This window comes from Paenibacillus rhizophilus (assembly GCF_003854965.1).
Lineage (GTDB): Bacteria > Bacillota > Bacilli > Paenibacillales > Paenibacillaceae > Paenibacillus_AQ > Paenibacillus_AQ rhizophilus.
In genome coordinates, this window is the sequence record NZ_RQPI01000001.1 from 71431 (window position 1) to 87272 (window position 15842).

Here is a 15842-nt window from a genome sequence, read left to right on the forward strand (position 1 = left end):
GGAGAAGAAGCGTGGCGTTTGAAATTGCGGTAATTGTAATCAGCTATCTGCTTGGCTCTGTCAGCTTTAGCGTTCTGCTGGCGAAGCTGCTCAAGGGTATTGATATAAGGCAATACGGAAGCGGTAATGCCGGGGCAACCAATACACTGCGGGTTCTTGGAACAGGACCCGCCATACTGGTACTTGTTCTGGACGTGCTTAAAGGCATTATCGCCGTTTGGCTTGGAGTATGGGCGGACGGTTGGGGAAGCGGAGTCGCCGCCGCTTGCGGCATCGCTGCCATAATCGGGCATAACTGGCCGTTGTACTTTCATTTCAAAGGGGGCAAAGGGATAGCAACCACGATCGGCGTTATGGCGACGTTATCCTTAATGCCCGCGTTGTATGCCGGAATTATCGCGATTCTGGCCATCGTTGTTACCCGCTATGTCTCGCTCGGCTCGCTTCTGTTCGTTGCTTTGACACCGGTGTTCCTGCTGTTCACCGGCTTTACATATCCGGTGCTCTGGACGAGCCTCATCATCGCCGTCTTTGCATTTTGGCGGCACCGGACGAATATAATTAAAATCGCGCAACGGCGCGAGAATAAAATCGGTTCCAAATCCAAAGGAGGGAAACGCGTTGTCTGACAAAATCGCCGTACTGGTCGCGGGCAGTTGGGGAACGGCGCTGGCAAGCGTTCTGGCGGCGAACCATCCGGAGGTTTATCTGTGGACGCGAAATAAAGTTCAGTCGGACGAAATCAATTCCAACCATACGAATGAGCATTATTTGCCTGGCGTTGTTCTGCCTGAAAGCATCATCGCCACGACCGATATGGAAGAGGCGGTTAGGGACACCAAGGCGGTTGTCATTGTGGCTCCCTCTTCAGGCATGCGCCAGGTCGCCCGCAGTCTGAAGGCTTACTGGAAGGATGATATGCTATGCGTTCATGCGACCAAAGGCTTTGAGACGGAGACGATGAAACGGATGTCCACGGTGATATCCGAGGAGCTCGGGTGCGATGAGGGACGTATCGTTGTCCTGTCCGGGCCGAGCCATGCGGAGGAGGTTGTCCGTCATTGCCCGACGACAGTCGTTGTCGCTTCGCTGGATGAAAAAGCCGCGGTATTGGCGCAGGATCTGTTCATGAACAACGACTTCCGGGTGTACACGAACCGGGATATGGTAGGCGTGGAACTGGCTGGAGCGCTCAAGAACATCATAGCGCTCGGGGCTGGAATGTCCGATGGTCTCGGTTACGGCGATAATGCCAAGGCGGCGCTGATTACCCGGGGAATTGCGGAAATCTCCCGTGTCGGCGTGGAACTCGGGGCGAATCCCCTGACGTTCGCCGGTCTGGCCGGAATCGGCGATCTGGTCGTAACGGCGACAAGCAAGCACAGCCGCAACTGGCGGGCGGGTTCTCTGCTCGGGCAGGGCAAGCCGCTGGATGAGGTGCTGGAGTCGATGGGCATGGTGGTTGAAGGAATCCGCACAACCCAGGCGGCTTATGCCATTTCCGCCAAATTGGGTGTCCAAATGCCGATTACGGATCAAATTTATCATGTGCTGTTCCAGGGCCGGAGTCCGCGGGAAGCAGTTGAGGCACTTATGGGACGCGATCCGAAGGCGGAATTGGAATCCATCTCCCAGGAAACCTGGGAGCAGTGGCATACCTAAAGCGAACTAAGGTACGCCCAACACCTTTCGCCGGATATCCTCATATGCTGTATCGGGGATTGACGGAGGAGGGATTAGAAAATGAGCCGAAATTTTTCCAAGGACGCCTTGAACGCCATTAATAAAAAGACGGGCAAAAACATCTCGGAAGGCGCCGTTAAAAAACTGGCCAGTACGGTCAAACCGGGAACGCTGCAGAGTGAAGCCCAGCTCCGCCAATTGATCAAGCAGGTGTCCGCGATGGCCAAAGTGCCGGTGAGCGAAGACACGATCAAAGAAATTATCAGTGCGGTGAAGAAGACCGGGAGTTCGAGCAGCATGGAAAGCTTAATGAAAATGATGCTGAAAAAATAAGAGTTTTCTTTTCCAAAAGAGCAGAAGGACCTGGCGGTTCGGATGCTCTTTTTTTTGCGGCCGTGTTATAATATAACTACAATTCCAGCTGAATGGAGGCGTACGCATGGACCCGATGACGAAAATGTGGCTGTCCCTGATTGCCATTTTGATTATGGGGTTGTCCGTATTTCTCATTACGTTTGCCCGCAGCAGGACGAAAGGCCTTCTTCGCGGAGTTTTGTCTGTCATCGCTTTTCTGACTATGCTTATCGGGCTGCTTGGCGGCGCGGCCTCAATTATGTAAGCCGTTACATATTTCGGATTGAATCGTATTGCGATTTTTGAAGGAATGGGGCGTGAAGAAATGTTGGGCGGCAATACAATGCCACAGGAGTTGCGTCAGGCTATTGTACAGGCTGTTGACGCACTAAGCGCTGCGGGTGAGGGAGACCCGCCGTTATGGCTGCTAGGGGGGAGCTGCGGACTGCTGCTGCACCATGTTCAGCTGGCGGCTCCTCCCCGTGATATTGATGTGTATGCGGACTTGGAAGCTGCAGGCAGGCTTCATGCGGCTCTCAGCCGATATGCCTGCGGAGAGCCGGCCGAAGACCGGAGCCGCGGATGCTATTCGCTAATCGGCCATTACCGGCTGGGAAATTATCATCTGGAACTCGTTTGCGGGTTCGAGGTGTGCAGCGGTCCTTCGAAGTACTGTGTGGAGACCGGGGTTTTACGGGGGAACGCGCCTGTAGAGGATTACCCCGGAATCGGAAGGCTGTGCCTTATGCCGCTGGCCCATGAATTTGTATTCAACGTGCTGCGCGGACGAAGAGACCGATTTGAGGCGATCGCCGCCGTCATGAGACAAAATTTACCGGCGCATCTGCCTCTTTTGCAAAACCTGATCCGGCGCAATTCGCTGGAGAATTCCCATATCGGGCTGCTTGGAGAACTTCTAGGCGTTTCGGCGCTTTGTTCCTAAGAGTGCGATTCTTACTTGAATCACCATTAGGAGGATAATAACATCGATGAAACCGCATAAAAGATACAAGGTCATCTTTCTCCCGGAGGGACAGCAGACCGAGGCGGCAAGAGGGCTTTCACTGCTGGAGGCGGCGCGGAAGGCGGGCGTCAAGATTGCAACCCGGTGCGGCGGGAAAGCCGGATGCCTGATGTGCAAGGTCAAGGTGGCCGCGGAGGAAGCAGGAGCGGTGAAACCGCCCGGAGATGCCGAGCGCCGGAAGCTGGGCAGCCAACTGAACGAAGGCGTGCGTCTGGCCTGCCAAGCCGAGGTATGGGGCGACGTCCATGTTACCGTTCCCGAAGACCCATTGAAAGCTGCCGTGCGCCGCAGGCTGGAAGAAGCCCGGCGCGGCCGGGAGGATGAATTATGGTAAGAATACGGAGTGGATGGATGACTCGCCGGGTGCAAATTACTCGAGAGGGCACACTGCCGTCTTTACGCGCCGCCGGTTTGCAGGGTATTCTGGTCCTTGCTCTTTTTCTGTCGGGCTGCATGTATCCCGGCAAGGAGGATAGCGGTTCTGCCATCATCTACCGGGAGAGTGTCAAAAAGATACAGACCGCTGTCGATGATTACTATAAAGAGGAAGGCTTGCTCCCGATCATGAATGCCGACGAGACGACGCCGAGATACGAGAAATTCCGGATTGATCTGGATAAGCTTAATAAAAGGGGCTATTTGGACGCCATTCCGGCGACGGCCTTCGAAAAAGGAGGCAGCGCCTACTTTTTGCTGCTGGATGAGGAGAGGAATCCGACGGTCAAAGTGATGGATCTCGTAACCGTCCAGGCCGTGAATGATGTCCAGCGGAAGGTGAATCTGTACCGTTCGTCCCATGGCGGCGAGCTGCCCGCTGCAGGAGAGCTGTACCCCGGCCTGTATTCGGTCGACGGCAAAAAAGCCGGAACGGAAAGCCTGAAGCTGACCAGCGTATATTCCGGCCAGGAGATGGATTTCATGATTGACAGGACTGGCAGCGTATACGCGGATTATGTGTTCGATATTATGTCTGCGGTGGACAAGGGGACAGAACAGCCGGCTCCCGATGAGGATCTGCGCTCGTACTTGCTGGAAAATTCCTGGTTTGTCCCTGTCAAATCGCTCCCTTATTACTGGGTGGGGGGGCAGCCTGTTCCCCATCCTTTATCCGATAAGTAAAGTGACGGTCTAACCGAATACGCGCATTTTTTCAAAAAGGCGGATATCCGACGAGGGAGCCGTCTTTTTCCTGTTACCCTAAAGATTATGGGTTTGTCCGGCCTCCGCTTCACAAGGGTTCTATTTCGGGTGCCATCCTCATATACATGATGAGAAAGCTTCCGGGTGCCGGTAACGCCAGCCGTGTATTGCTCCTCCTAAGGAGAAACAACCTTCAAATTGCGTGAATGCAGGTCATAAATCCGCAATGGGTACATATGATGATACTAGTCCAAATGCATGTCCGAGCGTTCGGAGTTTACCGCGGGGCAAAGCTTACGGACCTTACGGACCAAGCTTCAGCCGGGCAGTGCGAAGTCCGGTTCATTGCCCTGCAGGCGATGAACACCGGCGGCAAGCGCGAAGTCGATGCTCTTCAGGCATTTTTCTTCGGAAGTATATGAGGAGGGGATCTCTTTTGGAAAAAGTGGATATTTTCAAGGACATTGCCGAACGTACCGGCGGGGACATCTATCTGGGAGTCGTCGGCGCGGTCCGCACGGGGAAATCGACATTTATTAAGCGCTTTATGGAAACGATCGTACTGCCCAACATCACGAGCGAGGCCGACCGCGTGCGTGCCGTGGATGAGCTGCCGCAGAGCGCGGCGGGCAAGACGATCATGACAACCGAGCCGAAGTTCGTTCCGAACAATGCGGTTCAGATTAAAGTGGCCGAGGGGCTCGAGGTCAATGTCAGGCTTGTGGATTGCGTCGGCTATGCGGTTGATGGCGCAAAGGGCTATGAGGACGAGAACGGTCCGCGGATGATCTCGACGCCGTGGTTCGAAGAGCCGATTCCCTTCCAGGAGGCTGCGGAGATCGGCACGCGCAAGGTGATTCAGGAGCATTCAACGCTGGGCGTCGTCGTCACGACAGACGGAAGCGTTGCGGAGATTCCTCGCAGCTCCTATGTAGATTCGGAAGAACGCGTCATTGCGGAGCTGAAGGAGGTCGGCAAGCCGTTCGTGCTCGTTATCAACTCGACCCGGCCTAGGAGCGAGGAAACCCAGCAGCTCCGCGGCGAGCTTGCGGCCAAATACGATATTCCGGTCATGTCGCTTAGCGCAGCCACCATGACTGAAGAAGATGTCACCGGCGTGCTGCGTGAAGTATTGTATGAATTCCCTGTGCATGAAGTGAATGTCAATCTGCCGAGCTGGGTGATGGTGCTTCCCGAAAATCACTGGCTGCGCAGCAATTACGAGAATTCGGTACGCGATACGGTCAAGGATATCCGCCGCCTCCGTGACGTCGACCGGCTCGTTTCCCAGTTTACGGAATATGACTTTATCGACAAAGCCGGACTCAGCGGCATGAATATGGGCCAGGGCGTCGCGGAAATCGACCTGTATGCGCCCGAAGAGCTGTACGACCAGGTGCTGATGGAAGTCGTCGGTGTCGAAATCCGCGGCAAGGACCATCTGCTGCAGCTGATGCAGGAGTTCTCCCACGCCAAGCGGGAATACGACCGGTTCGCGGAAGCGTTGGAAATGGTCAAGACGACCGGCTACGGCATCGCCGCGCCTTCCCTGGCGGAAATGGCGCTCGACGAGCCGGAGCTGATCCGCCAAGGCACACGCTTCGGAGTGCGGCTGAAAGCGACGGCTCCTTCCATCCATATGATCCGCGTCGATGTCGAATCGGAATTCTCGCCGATTATCGGTACGGAGAAGCAGAGTGAAGAGCTTGTCCGCTACCTGATGCAGGATTTCGAGAACGACCCGATCAAAATTTGGGAGTCGGATATTTTCGGCCGGTCGCTGCACAGCATCGTCCGGGAAGGCATCCAGGGCAAAATTGCGATGATGCCGGACAACGCCCGCTACAAGCTGCAAGAAACGCTTGGCCGTATCATCAACGAAGGCTCAGGCGGCTTGATTGCCATTATCTTGTAAGGAGCGCAGCAGTTAGAAGGGAAATAGGAAGAGCGGGACCTTGGGGTCCCGCTCATTTTTTGATAGAATCGAATGTGCAATTTTTCGGGAGACGAGCGAAATCACTGAGCAAATTCGAGGCCAAGACCGCATTTTTGGGGCTATTGTATGCGGATTGGAGGTTCAGGAAATCATTTCAGCTTGTTTTTTTAGGAACGCCTTGAAATTATGGATGGCCTGTATTACTATAAATTTGTTGCGCATCCGGGGAAGGATGCCGGCAATGTTTCACTTTACGAAATAATCACGTATATTTTACGTTGAAACGGAAACAGTGAACAATAACAGAGAATTATCCAGGGAGGTGAGAAGAAATGAATAAATCTGATTTGATCAATCAAGTGACGGAAGCCACTGAACTTCCCAAGAAAGATGTTACCAAAGCGGTAGACGCCGTATTCGAGGCGATTACGGAAGCTTTGCAGGGTGGTGACAAGGTACAACTGGTCGGATTTGGCAACTTCGAAGTCCGCGAGCGTTCCGCACGTAAAGGCCGCAATCCGCAAACCGGTGAAGAAATCGAAATTCCTTCGAGCAAAGTTCCGGCATTCAAACCGGGCAAAGCGCTTAAAGACGGAATCAAATAAGATTTCTACATATCCGTTCTATAATCTTGATTTGTAAGTTCATGCCGCCCTTCCAGGCGGCATTTATTTTTAAGAGCGGGAAGCGACAGGTTAGAAGAGAGGAGATTAGAGATGAGCGACAGCAAAAACGCGACCGCCCAGGATGCAGCGGCAAGCGATTATATCGTGGTCAAGGCCAAGGAGAACGGCGTGCAGGTGATCGGACTTACGAGAGGCCTGGATACTCGTTTCCATCACACCGAAAAGCTCGACAAGGGCGAGGTGATGATTGCCCAGTTTACCGATCAGACCTCTGCGATGAAGATCCGCGGCAAGGCGGAGATTATGACCAAGCACGGACAATTGGAAAGCGGGATCTGAACCAGCAGGCATAGCCTGCTTTTTTTTGACATATAAGAAGGTATACGCTCTATGCTGTCCTTATTCTTCTGTGCGCGGACAATGCCGCAAGGCGTAAAGGGGGATGAACGATGAACCGGACATGGTGGATCGGAGCGGCGATGCTGCTTACGGCGGCGTCCGCCGTCCTGCTTCCGAAGATGGAGAGCCTCCATTCTTCCGCTGTGCGTGTGCATGGAACGTTGGAAACCTTCTCGCCTGGTTCAAGCGGCATGGTTCTGAGCAACGGCAACCTGGTGGATGCTGTGGGTGGCCTGGATTTATCCCTGTCCATCGGCAGCGTCGATTGGGAAGACGGGGTGCTTACGCTGGATTTGAAGGTGACGGACAGCAGTCTCCAGCCCAAAGAAGTATACGCCGATATGGCCAAGACGTTCTATTTCGCTTTCCGGGATACGGAAAATGTCGATCAGGTTATGCTGAGAGTCATTGCGGAAGACAAATGGCTGGGTACGGCCCGCCTGCTGCTGGCCGCCGACGCCAGACGCCGGGAGTTGTCCCCCGAGCTGCTGGGCGAGCTTCAGACGGCGGATAATTTTCCGCTTCCGGGTCGGCTCAAGGCGGCTTTCCGGATCAGTGAAACCAGCCTGTGGAAAAATCAGTTCATTGCTCCCTAATCCGGGTAAAAAGGTACTAGGAGGCTTGAAGCGGCGAGATACAGGGCCGTGCGCGACCAAAAAACATGTGATATAATAGACAAGATTGTGAACAAAAAGATCGGTCATACTTTAAATTGGCTCGGAGGCTCAAATGAAACCGTACCGCATACCGCAACTGGCTAAATCTTATACGGACTACGACATGATTCAGCGGCATACGGAGCTGCCGCCATTTCCGGATGCCCGGGGATCGTTGTTATATATATTTCTGAACCATGGCGCTGCCCGGCAGCCTGATGCAGAGCTGTATACGCTCGTTACAGCCCTTGTCCAGCTGGGACTGGATACCCATGAGTCGATTGACCTTCCGGCCGGCTCTTCAGGAGAGGACGCCATGCGCCCGCGGCAGCTGAAGGTGCTGGCGGGAGATTATTTCAGCAGCTGGTTTTACCATCTTTTGGCCAAGAGCGGCGAGATCGGAATCATCGGTTCCTTAAGCTCGGCTATCGCTGAATTTAATGTTCTTAAAGCCCAGCTGTATAGTAAGGCACAAGAGCTGATGCTTACGGCTGAAGCCTATTTGCAGGCTATGGTGCAGCTGAATATGCGGCTGTTCCGTTCATTTACGCCCCTGATCGATCATCGGCTGGCCGACCCTTGGCAGAATCTGCTGTACGAGTTCAGCCGGTGCGAGACGGTGGTGCTGGAGCTGAAGCGGGGAGCATCCCCTGCCGAAGCGCTGAACGGATTCTGCTATTGGCATCTGCTGGAGGCTGGCAACGAGGACGAGAGACGGCAGCTTCGGGAACGGAAGTTCGAGCTTACAGACTGGAAGAAGCTGAAGATGAAGTATAAATGTGATTCCCTGCTGACGGACAAGCTGCACCAGGCGTTGGATTCCATTCAGGGAATTATTCAGGACCTCAGGGACGAAAGCCTGACCCGCGAGCTGCGGGCGGCGCTCGACCGCTTCCTTTTGCAGTCGAAAATTACAGGACAAGCTGCGGGGGAGGCATAGGATATTCCATGAATAAGTCAACGATAACCGGCGATAACGGAATCAAGCCGAAGGAACAGTATGTACATTCCGTATTTGAGAAAATCGCCGGAAAGTACGATACGATGAACGATATTCTCAGCTTCAGGCGTCATAAGTCCTGGAGGCAATTCGCCATGGACAAAATGGCGATGCGCCCCGGCGACACCGCCGTCGATTTATGCTGCGGCACCTGCGACTGGAGCATTGCACTGGCGGAGAAGAGCGAGACCGGCGACGTCATCGGTCTTGATTTCAGCGAGGGCATGCTTGCCGTAGGCCGCCGCAAGGTAGAGGAGCGGGGGCTCGACGAGCGGATTACGCTTGTTCAGGGCAACGCGATGAATCTGCCATTCGGAGACTGCTCCTTCAATTACGCGACGATCGGCTTCGGTCTTCGCAACGTGCCCGATCCCGTTCAGGTGCTTCGCGAAATGAAGCGCGTTGTGAAACCCGGAGGGATGGTCGTCTGCCTGGAATTGTCCAAACCGACGGTACAGCCATTCAAGGGCATTTATTATTTCTATTTCAGACGGATGCTCCCGCTGCTCGGCAAGCTGTTCGCGAAGAGCTATGAGCAGTACAAATGGCTTCCCGAATCGCTTGCACTGTTTCCGGACCGAAAGCAGCTGGAGCAGATTTTCCGTGAAACCGGCCTAGAAAGCGTAGAATCGTTCCCCTTGACAGGAGGCATCGCGGCATTACACATTGGGCTCAAGGAGAATGGGGATGTTTAAGAAAATCGGTATTTTTCTGCAGATGATCAAGTTTGAACACACGGTCTTTGCCCTTCCGTTTGCATTTATGGGCGCATTGCTTGGCTCGATGGTCATGTCCGGTTCACTGCCTTCCTGGCGGGACATCGGCTGGATCATCATTGCCATGTTCGGTGCGCGTAGCGCTGCGATGGGCTTAAACCGGCTGATTGACCGCGTAAGCGACGCCAAAAATCCGCGTACGGCCAAAAGAGCCATTCCTGCGGGACTGCTGAAGGCGGGGGAAGTGATTGTTTTTATCGCCTTTTCCTTCTTCCTGCTGTTCTGGGCCGCTTTCAAGCTGAATCCGCTGTCGGCCAAACTGCTGCCCATCGCGGTCTTTCTTTTAGTGTTTTATTCTTTTACCAAGCGTTTCACCTGGGCTTGTCATCTGATACTCGGCCTGACGATCGCGCTTGCACCGCTTGGGGGGTGGGTTGCGGTCACCGGCAAGGTGGACTTGACCGCAATGGTGTTTTATTTCACCATCATGTTCTGGACGGCCGGCTTTGACGTCATTTATTCTTGCCAGGATGTCGAGTTCGACAAGAAGGAAGGGCTGCGCTCCATTCCGGTCCGTTTCGGCGTCGCGGGAGCGCTTAAGATCGCCAAGGTGTTTCATATCCTGACCGGTCTTGGTTTTATATCGCTACTGTTTATGGCCCATTTGAGCTGGTGGTATATCGTTGGTATGGTGATCGCTTATATTATTTTGTTCTATGAGCACCATATTGTTTCTCCGAACGATTTAAGCCGTCTGCAAACGGCGTTTTTTACGATGAACGGGGTGCTCAGCATCGTGGTGTTTTCTTTTACTTTGATTGACTTGGTGGTGCAGACTTACAAATGAGCAATTCTAGCTCCAAAGGCTTCGTTGTAGGCATTACGGGGGCCAGCGGCGCAATCTATGGCATACGCCTGACGGAAACGCTGCTGTCGCTCGGCCGTACGGTGCATCTCGTTATAAGCAATGCGGGCTGGCGCGTTCTCAAAGAAGAGCTGGGCTGGAACGTCTCGGACCGGGAGGGCGTTCTGAATGAACAGTTCAGAGGCCGTCCCGGTTCTCTGTTCTATCATCCCGTCGCCAATATTGGCGCTTCCATTGCAAGCGGCTCCTTTCGTACGGAAGGAATGATCATTATGCCTTGTTCCATGGGAACGCTCTCGGCCGTGGCGAACGGCTCGTCCGACAATTTGATGACCCGCGCCGCAGACGTGATGCTGAAGGAAGGACGTACGCTTGTGCTGGTGCCGCGGGAGACACCGCTGCATGCGATACATTTGGAAAATATGCTGAAGCTGTCCCGGCTCGGCGTGCGCATCATTCCGGCTATGCCGGCTTTTTATTTCGGGCCGCAAACTATGGACGACCTGATCAACTTCATGGTTGGAAAGGTGCTGGACAGCTTCGGAATCGATCACGCTTTATTTCGCAGATGGGGGGAGTGACCACATGAAGAGCGGCCGTCCTGCCATAATCGGCAAAATCAGCTATACCAATTCATGGCCCGTTTTTTATAACTTTGATCCGTCGGTTCTTTCGTTTCCGGCGCGGATGGTAAGCGAGGTGCCCTCCGTGCTGAACCGCGGCATGGCCAGCGGAGACATCGATGTCGGGGCGCTCTCTTCCTTTGCCTTTGCCGAGGCCAGCGACAGGCTGCTGCTGCTGCCGGATCTGTCCGTCAGCTCGGACGGTCCCGTGGGGTCGATTTTTCTCTTCTCGAAGGGAACGGTTGAAGAAGCGGCGAAAGGTACAATCGCCGTAACGAACACGTCGGCTACCTCGGTGAACCTGCTGAAAATATTGCTGGAAAAGGCTGTGGGCGGAAAGCCGGAATACATAAGCGCCGAGCCGGATCTGGAACAGATGATGGAACGGGCCGATGCTTGTCTCCTGATCGGCGATCACGCCATTCGGGCATTGTGGCAGAACAATAATTATACGGTCACCGATCTGGGCAAGCTCTGGAAGAAGTGGACGGGGTTCGGGATGACCTTTGCGGTATGGGCGGTAAGCCGGAAATCGGCGCGTGAGGTGCCGGAGGCGATCGGCGAAATTTACAGAGCCTTCGCGGAGAGCAAGCGGCGCGGATTAAAAAATCTGGAGCCGGTTGTCATGGAAGCCTGCGGCCGGATCGGGGGCACTCCCGAGTACTGGTACGGATATTTCCGCAATTTATGTTATGATTTTGGAGAAAGGCAGCAGGAAGGTCTGAATCTCTATTTCCGCTACGCCTACGAAATGGGACTGCTGCCCCGGAAGGTGAAAATGGAGTTTTGGAGCGATAATCTGTTGACACGGGTGAAGGAATGAAACGACTGCAAATGTTCGGCCTGCTGAATAAGGATATGGAAGTTCTTGAAAAGGAGCTGTACCTCAGCGTACAGGGAGACGATCATCTGCTTACGGAAACGTCGCTGCACCTGCTGAAAGCCGGCGGCAAACGGCTGCGTCCCGTATTTGTGCTGATGGGCGGCAAATTCGGCACTTACGATCTCGGTAAGCTGAAGCGGGTCGCCATTCCCCTGGAGCTGATTCACAGCGCTTCCCTGGTCCACGACGATGTCATCGACGATGCCGATACGCGGCGCGGCGAGCCGACCGTCAAGGCCAAGTGGGGCGACAAAATCGCGATGTATACCGGCGATTATATCTATGCCAAGGCTTTGACCATAACGGCGGAGCTGCCGAATCCGCTTATCCATCAGATTCTCTCCAAGGCGATGGTGGAGATGTCGATCGGCGAAATGGAGCAAATCCGCGATTTCTTCAACAGCGGCCAGAGCGTCCGCCATTATTTGCGCAGGATACGGCGTAAAACTGCGCTGCTCATCGCCATCAGCTGCCAGCTTGGAGCGTTGGCAGCCGACGCGGAGCCGGAGGTCGCCCGGCAGCTCTATAATTACGGCTACAATGTGGGGATGGCTTTCCAAATCGGCGACGATCTGCTTGATCTGAGGGGAACGGAGAAGCAGATCGGCAAACCGCCGGGCAGCGATATGCGCCAGGGCAATATTACTCTGCCGGTCATCTACACGATGGAGGACGACCGTCTGCGCGGCTCTCTTCTGGACGAACTGAAGATGATCCGGGAAGGGAGCGCCGGGGTAGGGCGGGCTATCGATCTGATTCTCTCCGGAGACGGAATATCCCGGGCGGAGCAGCTGGCCTCGCGTTATATCGACAAGGCTCTGGCGGCGCTGGATCACCTGCCGAACAACCGCACGAAGGGCAATTTGCGTGACATCGCCTATTTTGTGACCGGCAGAAAGTACTGACAAAGGGGCAAGACTTAAAGTACGGCATTTTGTAAAATGCCCGGTTAACAGCCGTCTCCGATTTTGGTAAGATATCGTAAAAGACCATCATTCGTAAGGGAAAATGGAGAGTGAACCCTATGGAAAAGACGTATTTGATGATCAAGCCTGACGGCGTGCAGCGCGGACTAATCGGCCGCATTGTAGCGCGTTTGGAGGACAAAGGCTTTAAGCTAGTTGCCGCCAAGCTCATTACGATAACCGAGGAGCAGGCCAAGCGGCATTATGCGGAACATGAGGGCAAAGATTTTTTCCCCGATCTTGTCTCTTTTATTATTTCGGGCCCCGTTTTTGCCATGGTCTGGGAAGGCGATGACGTAATCGCCCTGTCAAGGCTGCTGATTGGCAAGACAAAGGTGGGCGAAGCGCTTCCGGGTACGATCCGCGGGGATTTTGCCAGCCACACGCCGCTCAATCTCATTCACGGTTCCGACTCTCCCGAGAGCGCAGCAAGAGAAATTGCCAACTTTTTCGCTCCCAAGGAACTGAATGATTATAACAAGGACATTGCGGCCTGGATCTGATCCGGACATAAAAGACAGGGGTAGATGAATATGATGCCTGAACGCGAAGCGCCGGCGGCGGATCCTGATTACACAGGATTTATTCACAATGTCAATAAAAGTACGGGCATCGACCTGTCACAGTACAAGGAAGCCCAGATGAAGCGGCGTCTGACGACTCTTCGCACGAAGAACGGATACCATAGCTTTTCCGATTTTTTTGCGGCGATGCTGAAAGATAAGGGGCTGTTTTACGAGTTCCTCGACCGGATGACGATCAACGTCTCTGAATTTTGGCGCAACCCGAACCGCTGGGAAGTGCTGCGCGATCATATTCTGCCCGAGCTGCAGGGAAGCGGCAAAAGGCTGAAGCTGTGGAGTGCGGCCTGTTCCACCGGTGAAGAGCCGTACACGCTCGCTATGATCCTGTCCGATAAAAAAATACTGTCCCAAACAAGCATTCTGGCGACCGATATCGATGATGGTGCGTTGTCCAAGGCCCAACAGGGGCTTTACCTGGAACGTTCGCTTAAGGATGTGCCCAAGGATGTGGCCGCGCGTTATTTTTCTCCGGAAGGTCATGTTTTCAGGGTTAGCGGCGATTTGAAAAAAAATATCGACTTCCGCAAGCAGAACCTGCTGCTGGACAAGTTCGATACCGGATTCGATCTCATTGTCTGCCGAAACGTAATGATTTACTTCACGGAAGAAGCGAAGGACAAGTTGTATCACAAATTCTCGGCCAGTCTTCGTCCCGGCGGCTATTTGTTTGTGGGGAGCACGGAGCAGATTTTCACCCCTTCCAAATACGGATTCGAATCTACGGAAACCTTCTTTTATCGTAAAAAATAGCGCCGGCACCGCCGTTGTCCAAATACTTGCAGCGCAAGGTATACTTTCAGCCGCATACAGAGATACTGAATGATAGAGTCAGTATGCCAAGCGAAAGGTCGTAAGGAAATGGATAAAAGCAAGGTGATTGACGCATACCGGCGCGGGATCATAACCGTGAGGGAATGCGGACAAATTCTCGGTGTGGAGGATGTGCAGCTTCAGCGCCTGCTTCAGCAGGAGGAGAGCAAAGCGTCTTATCCGCGGCAGAATCAGCACGTTGGGGGATAAGCTCGGCTGCTGCGTGTCCGGCCATAGCGCCGCCCGCTCCTTAAATGGAGTTCGGGCGGCGCTTTTTGTTCAGACAATTAAGAATGGATAAGCTTCGTGCTTTTCTTGTCAAAAGGGATTTCCCTATACTATAATGAGCAAAGGTCATTACGGATTTTAGCAGTTTACAGTTTGAAAGCGCGAAGGGGGAACGCAGCATGAGTTTACGTTATTTGACGGCTGGGGAGACACACGGTCCCCAGCTTACGGCGATTATCGAGGGTCTGCCCAGCAATCTTACGCTGGATTTTGAACAGCTTAATTTTCAATTGCAGCGGCGTCAAAAAGGATACGGCCGCGGCCGCCGCATGCAGATCGAGAAAGATACCGCCCAGATTGTCGGCGGGGTGCGCCATGGCGGCACGACCGGCGCTCCGGTTGCGCTCGTTATAGAAAATAAAGACTGGACGCACTGGAAGAACATCATGAATGTCGAGCCGATTCCAGGCGCGGACGAGGACAAGCGTCGGGTAAACCGCCCTCGCCCAGGCCATGCGGACCTGAACGGAGGTCTGAAATACAATCTGACCGATTTGCGCAATGTTCTGGAGCGCTCCAGCGCCCGGGAAACGGCAGCGCGGGTGGCCTGCGGCGCGGTGGCGCGGCAGCTGCTTGAAGCATTTGGAGTGAAGATCGCCGGACAGGTTATCCGGATCGGCGAAATCGAAGCTCCAGTGAACGACCTGCCGATTGACGAATTGATCGCCCGTACGGAAGAATCCTCGGTCAGAGTCGTGGACAAGGAAACCGAGAAGAAGATGGAAGCCTACATAGACCAGATCAAGGAAGAAGGCGACTCCATCGGCGGAATCGTGGAATGTATCGTCGAAGGACTTCCTGTCGGCCTTGGAACCTATGTGCAGTACGACCGCAAGCTGGACAGCGCCATTGCCGGAGCGGTTATGTCAATCAACGCCTTCAAGGGCGTGGAGATCGGCATCGGCTTCGAAGCGGGCAAACTGCGCGGCTCCAAAGTGCATGACGAAATCATGTACGATTCCGGCCGCGGATATTACCGGGCGAGCAACCGGCTCGGCGGCTTCGAAGGCGGAATGACGAACGGCATGCCGGTGGTGGTGCGCGGAGTGATGAAGCCGATTCCGACGCTCTACAAGCCTTTGCAAAGCGTGGATATCGATACGAAGGAGCCTTTTACCGCACAGGTGGAACGCTCCGATGCTTGCGCGGTGCCCGCAGCCTGCGTCGTGATGGAAAATGTGGTCGCCTGGGAAATCGCCAAGGCATTCCTGGATAAATTTGGCGGGGATTCCATGGAAGAAATCCGGGCCAATTATAATAACTACCTGGCCCAACTGGAGAGCTACTGAT

General features: G+C 54.1%; 22 protein-coding genes. All 22 read left to right on the forward strand.

Features of this window, described 5'->3' with window-relative positions; all coding sequences use genetic code 11:
- Positions 1–11 precede the first annotated feature (11 nt).
- The 22 genes from plsY to aroC all read left to right on the forward strand — a co-directional run bounded on the left by plsY (position 12) and on the right by aroC (position 15841).
- Positions 12–629: a glycerol-3-phosphate 1-O-acyltransferase PlsY gene (gene plsY / locus EH198_RS00335; RefSeq protein WP_124693573.1), complete on the forward strand. Its 618-nt coding sequence runs from the start codon at positions 12–14 to the stop codon at positions 627–629.
- On the forward strand, positions 622–1662 hold the full coding sequence (locus EH198_RS00340; RefSeq protein WP_124693574.1) for an NAD(P)H-dependent glycerol-3-phosphate dehydrogenase: 1041 nt from the start codon (positions 622–624) through the stop codon (positions 1660–1662). The genes plsY and EH198_RS00340 overlap by 8 nt, the downstream gene beginning before the upstream one ends.
- A gap of 81 nt (positions 1663–1743) precedes the next feature.
- Positions 1744–2016, forward strand: coding sequence for a stage VI sporulation protein F (locus EH198_RS00345; protein WP_124693575.1), 273 nt, complete (start codon positions 1744–1746; stop codon positions 2014–2016).
- Positions 2017–2122: 106 nt separating this feature from the next.
- Positions 2123–2302 carry a DUF2768 family protein gene (locus EH198_RS00350; RefSeq protein WP_124693576.1) on the forward strand — a complete coding sequence of 60 codons (180 nt, stop codon included), beginning with the start codon at positions 2123–2125 and terminating at the stop codon, positions 2300–2302.
- A gap of 78 nt (positions 2303–2380) precedes the next feature.
- Entirely contained in the window at positions 2381–2980 is a 600-nt protein-coding gene (locus EH198_RS00355; RefSeq protein WP_124693577.1) for a hypothetical protein, read from the forward strand.
- Positions 2981–3026: 46 nt separating this feature from the next.
- Positions 3027–3395, forward strand: a complete 369-nt coding sequence (locus EH198_RS00360) for a 2Fe-2S iron-sulfur cluster-binding protein (RefSeq protein WP_124693578.1) — start codon at positions 3027–3029, stop codon at positions 3393–3395.
- Positions 3389–4180 (forward strand): DUF3939 domain-containing protein, encoded by a 792-nt coding sequence (locus EH198_RS00365; protein ID WP_246014051.1) that lies wholly within the window; start codon positions 3389–3391, stop codon positions 4178–4180. The genes EH198_RS00360 and EH198_RS00365 overlap by 7 nt, the downstream gene beginning before the upstream one ends.
- Before the next feature lie 260 nt (positions 4181–4440).
- A complete protein-coding gene (locus tag EH198_RS24425; protein WP_124693579.1) occupies positions 4441–4623 on the forward strand; it encodes a hypothetical protein in 183 nt (60 codons plus the stop codon).
- A 14-nt stretch (positions 4624–4637) separates the two neighbouring features.
- On the forward strand, positions 4638–6116 hold the full coding sequence (gene spoIVA / locus EH198_RS00375) for a stage IV sporulation protein A (RefSeq protein WP_124693580.1): 1479 nt from the start codon (positions 4638–4640) through the stop codon (positions 6114–6116).
- A gap of 353 nt (positions 6117–6469) precedes the next feature.
- On the forward strand, positions 6470–6742 hold the full coding sequence (locus tag EH198_RS00380; RefSeq protein ID WP_025691450.1) for an HU family DNA-binding protein: 273 nt from the start codon (positions 6470–6472) through the stop codon (positions 6740–6742).
- Between the two features lie 111 nt (positions 6743–6853).
- The gene (mtrB, locus tag EH198_RS00385; protein WP_124693581.1) at positions 6854–7102 is read left to right on the forward strand and encodes a trp RNA-binding attenuation protein MtrB; all 249 of its coding nucleotides are present in this window, start codon (positions 6854–6856) and stop codon (positions 7100–7102) included.
- Positions 7103–7212: 110 nt separating this feature from the next.
- Positions 7213–7758, forward strand: a complete 546-nt coding sequence (locus EH198_RS00390; protein ID WP_124693582.1) for a hypothetical protein — start codon at positions 7213–7215, stop codon at positions 7756–7758.
- 133 nt (positions 7759–7891) lie between these two features.
- Entirely contained in the window at positions 7892–8758 is an 867-nt protein-coding gene (locus EH198_RS00395) for a heptaprenyl diphosphate synthase component 1 (protein ID WP_124693583.1), read from the forward strand.
- An 8-nt stretch (positions 8759–8766) separates the two neighbouring features.
- Positions 8767–9513: a demethylmenaquinone methyltransferase gene (locus EH198_RS00400; protein WP_124693584.1), complete on the forward strand. Its 747-nt coding sequence runs from the start codon at positions 8767–8769 to the stop codon at positions 9511–9513.
- On the forward strand, positions 9506–10381 hold the full coding sequence (locus tag EH198_RS00405) for a UbiA-like polyprenyltransferase (RefSeq protein ID WP_124693585.1): 876 nt from the start codon (positions 9506–9508) through the stop codon (positions 10379–10381). The genes EH198_RS00400 and EH198_RS00405 overlap by 8 nt, the downstream gene beginning before the upstream one ends.
- Entirely contained in the window at positions 10378–10980 is a 603-nt protein-coding gene (locus tag EH198_RS00410; RefSeq protein ID WP_124693586.1) for a UbiX family flavin prenyltransferase, read from the forward strand. Before EH198_RS00405 ends, EH198_RS00410 begins: the two co-directional genes overlap by 4 nt.
- A 4-nt stretch (positions 10981–10984) precedes the next feature.
- Positions 10985–11845, forward strand: coding sequence for a menaquinone biosynthetic enzyme MqnA/MqnD family protein (locus EH198_RS00415; RefSeq protein WP_124693587.1), 861 nt, complete (start codon positions 10985–10987; stop codon positions 11843–11845).
- Positions 11842–12810, forward strand: coding sequence for a polyprenyl synthetase family protein (locus tag EH198_RS00420; protein ID WP_124693588.1), 969 nt, complete (start codon positions 11842–11844; stop codon positions 12808–12810). The genes EH198_RS00415 and EH198_RS00420 overlap by 4 nt, the downstream gene beginning before the upstream one ends.
- Positions 12811–12929: 119 nt before the next feature.
- Complete coding sequence (gene ndk / locus EH198_RS00425; protein ID WP_124693589.1) at positions 12930–13373, forward strand: nucleoside-diphosphate kinase; 444 nt, start codon at positions 12930–12932, stop codon at positions 13371–13373.
- Between the two features lie 33 nt (positions 13374–13406).
- The gene (locus EH198_RS00430; protein WP_124694482.1) at positions 13407–14204 is read left to right on the forward strand and encodes a CheR family methyltransferase; all 798 of its coding nucleotides are present in this window, start codon (positions 13407–13409) and stop codon (positions 14202–14204) included.
- A gap of 69 nt (positions 14205–14273) precedes the next feature.
- The gene (locus EH198_RS24430; protein ID WP_185702765.1) at positions 14274–14474 is read left to right on the forward strand and encodes a hypothetical protein; all 201 of its coding nucleotides are present in this window, start codon (positions 14274–14276) and stop codon (positions 14472–14474) included.
- Between the two features lie 197 nt (positions 14475–14671).
- Positions 14672–15841 (forward strand): chorismate synthase, encoded by a 1170-nt coding sequence (gene aroC / locus EH198_RS00435; RefSeq protein ID WP_124693590.1) that lies wholly within the window; start codon positions 14672–14674, stop codon positions 15839–15841.
- The last annotated feature ends 1 nt before the right edge of the window (position 15842 follow it).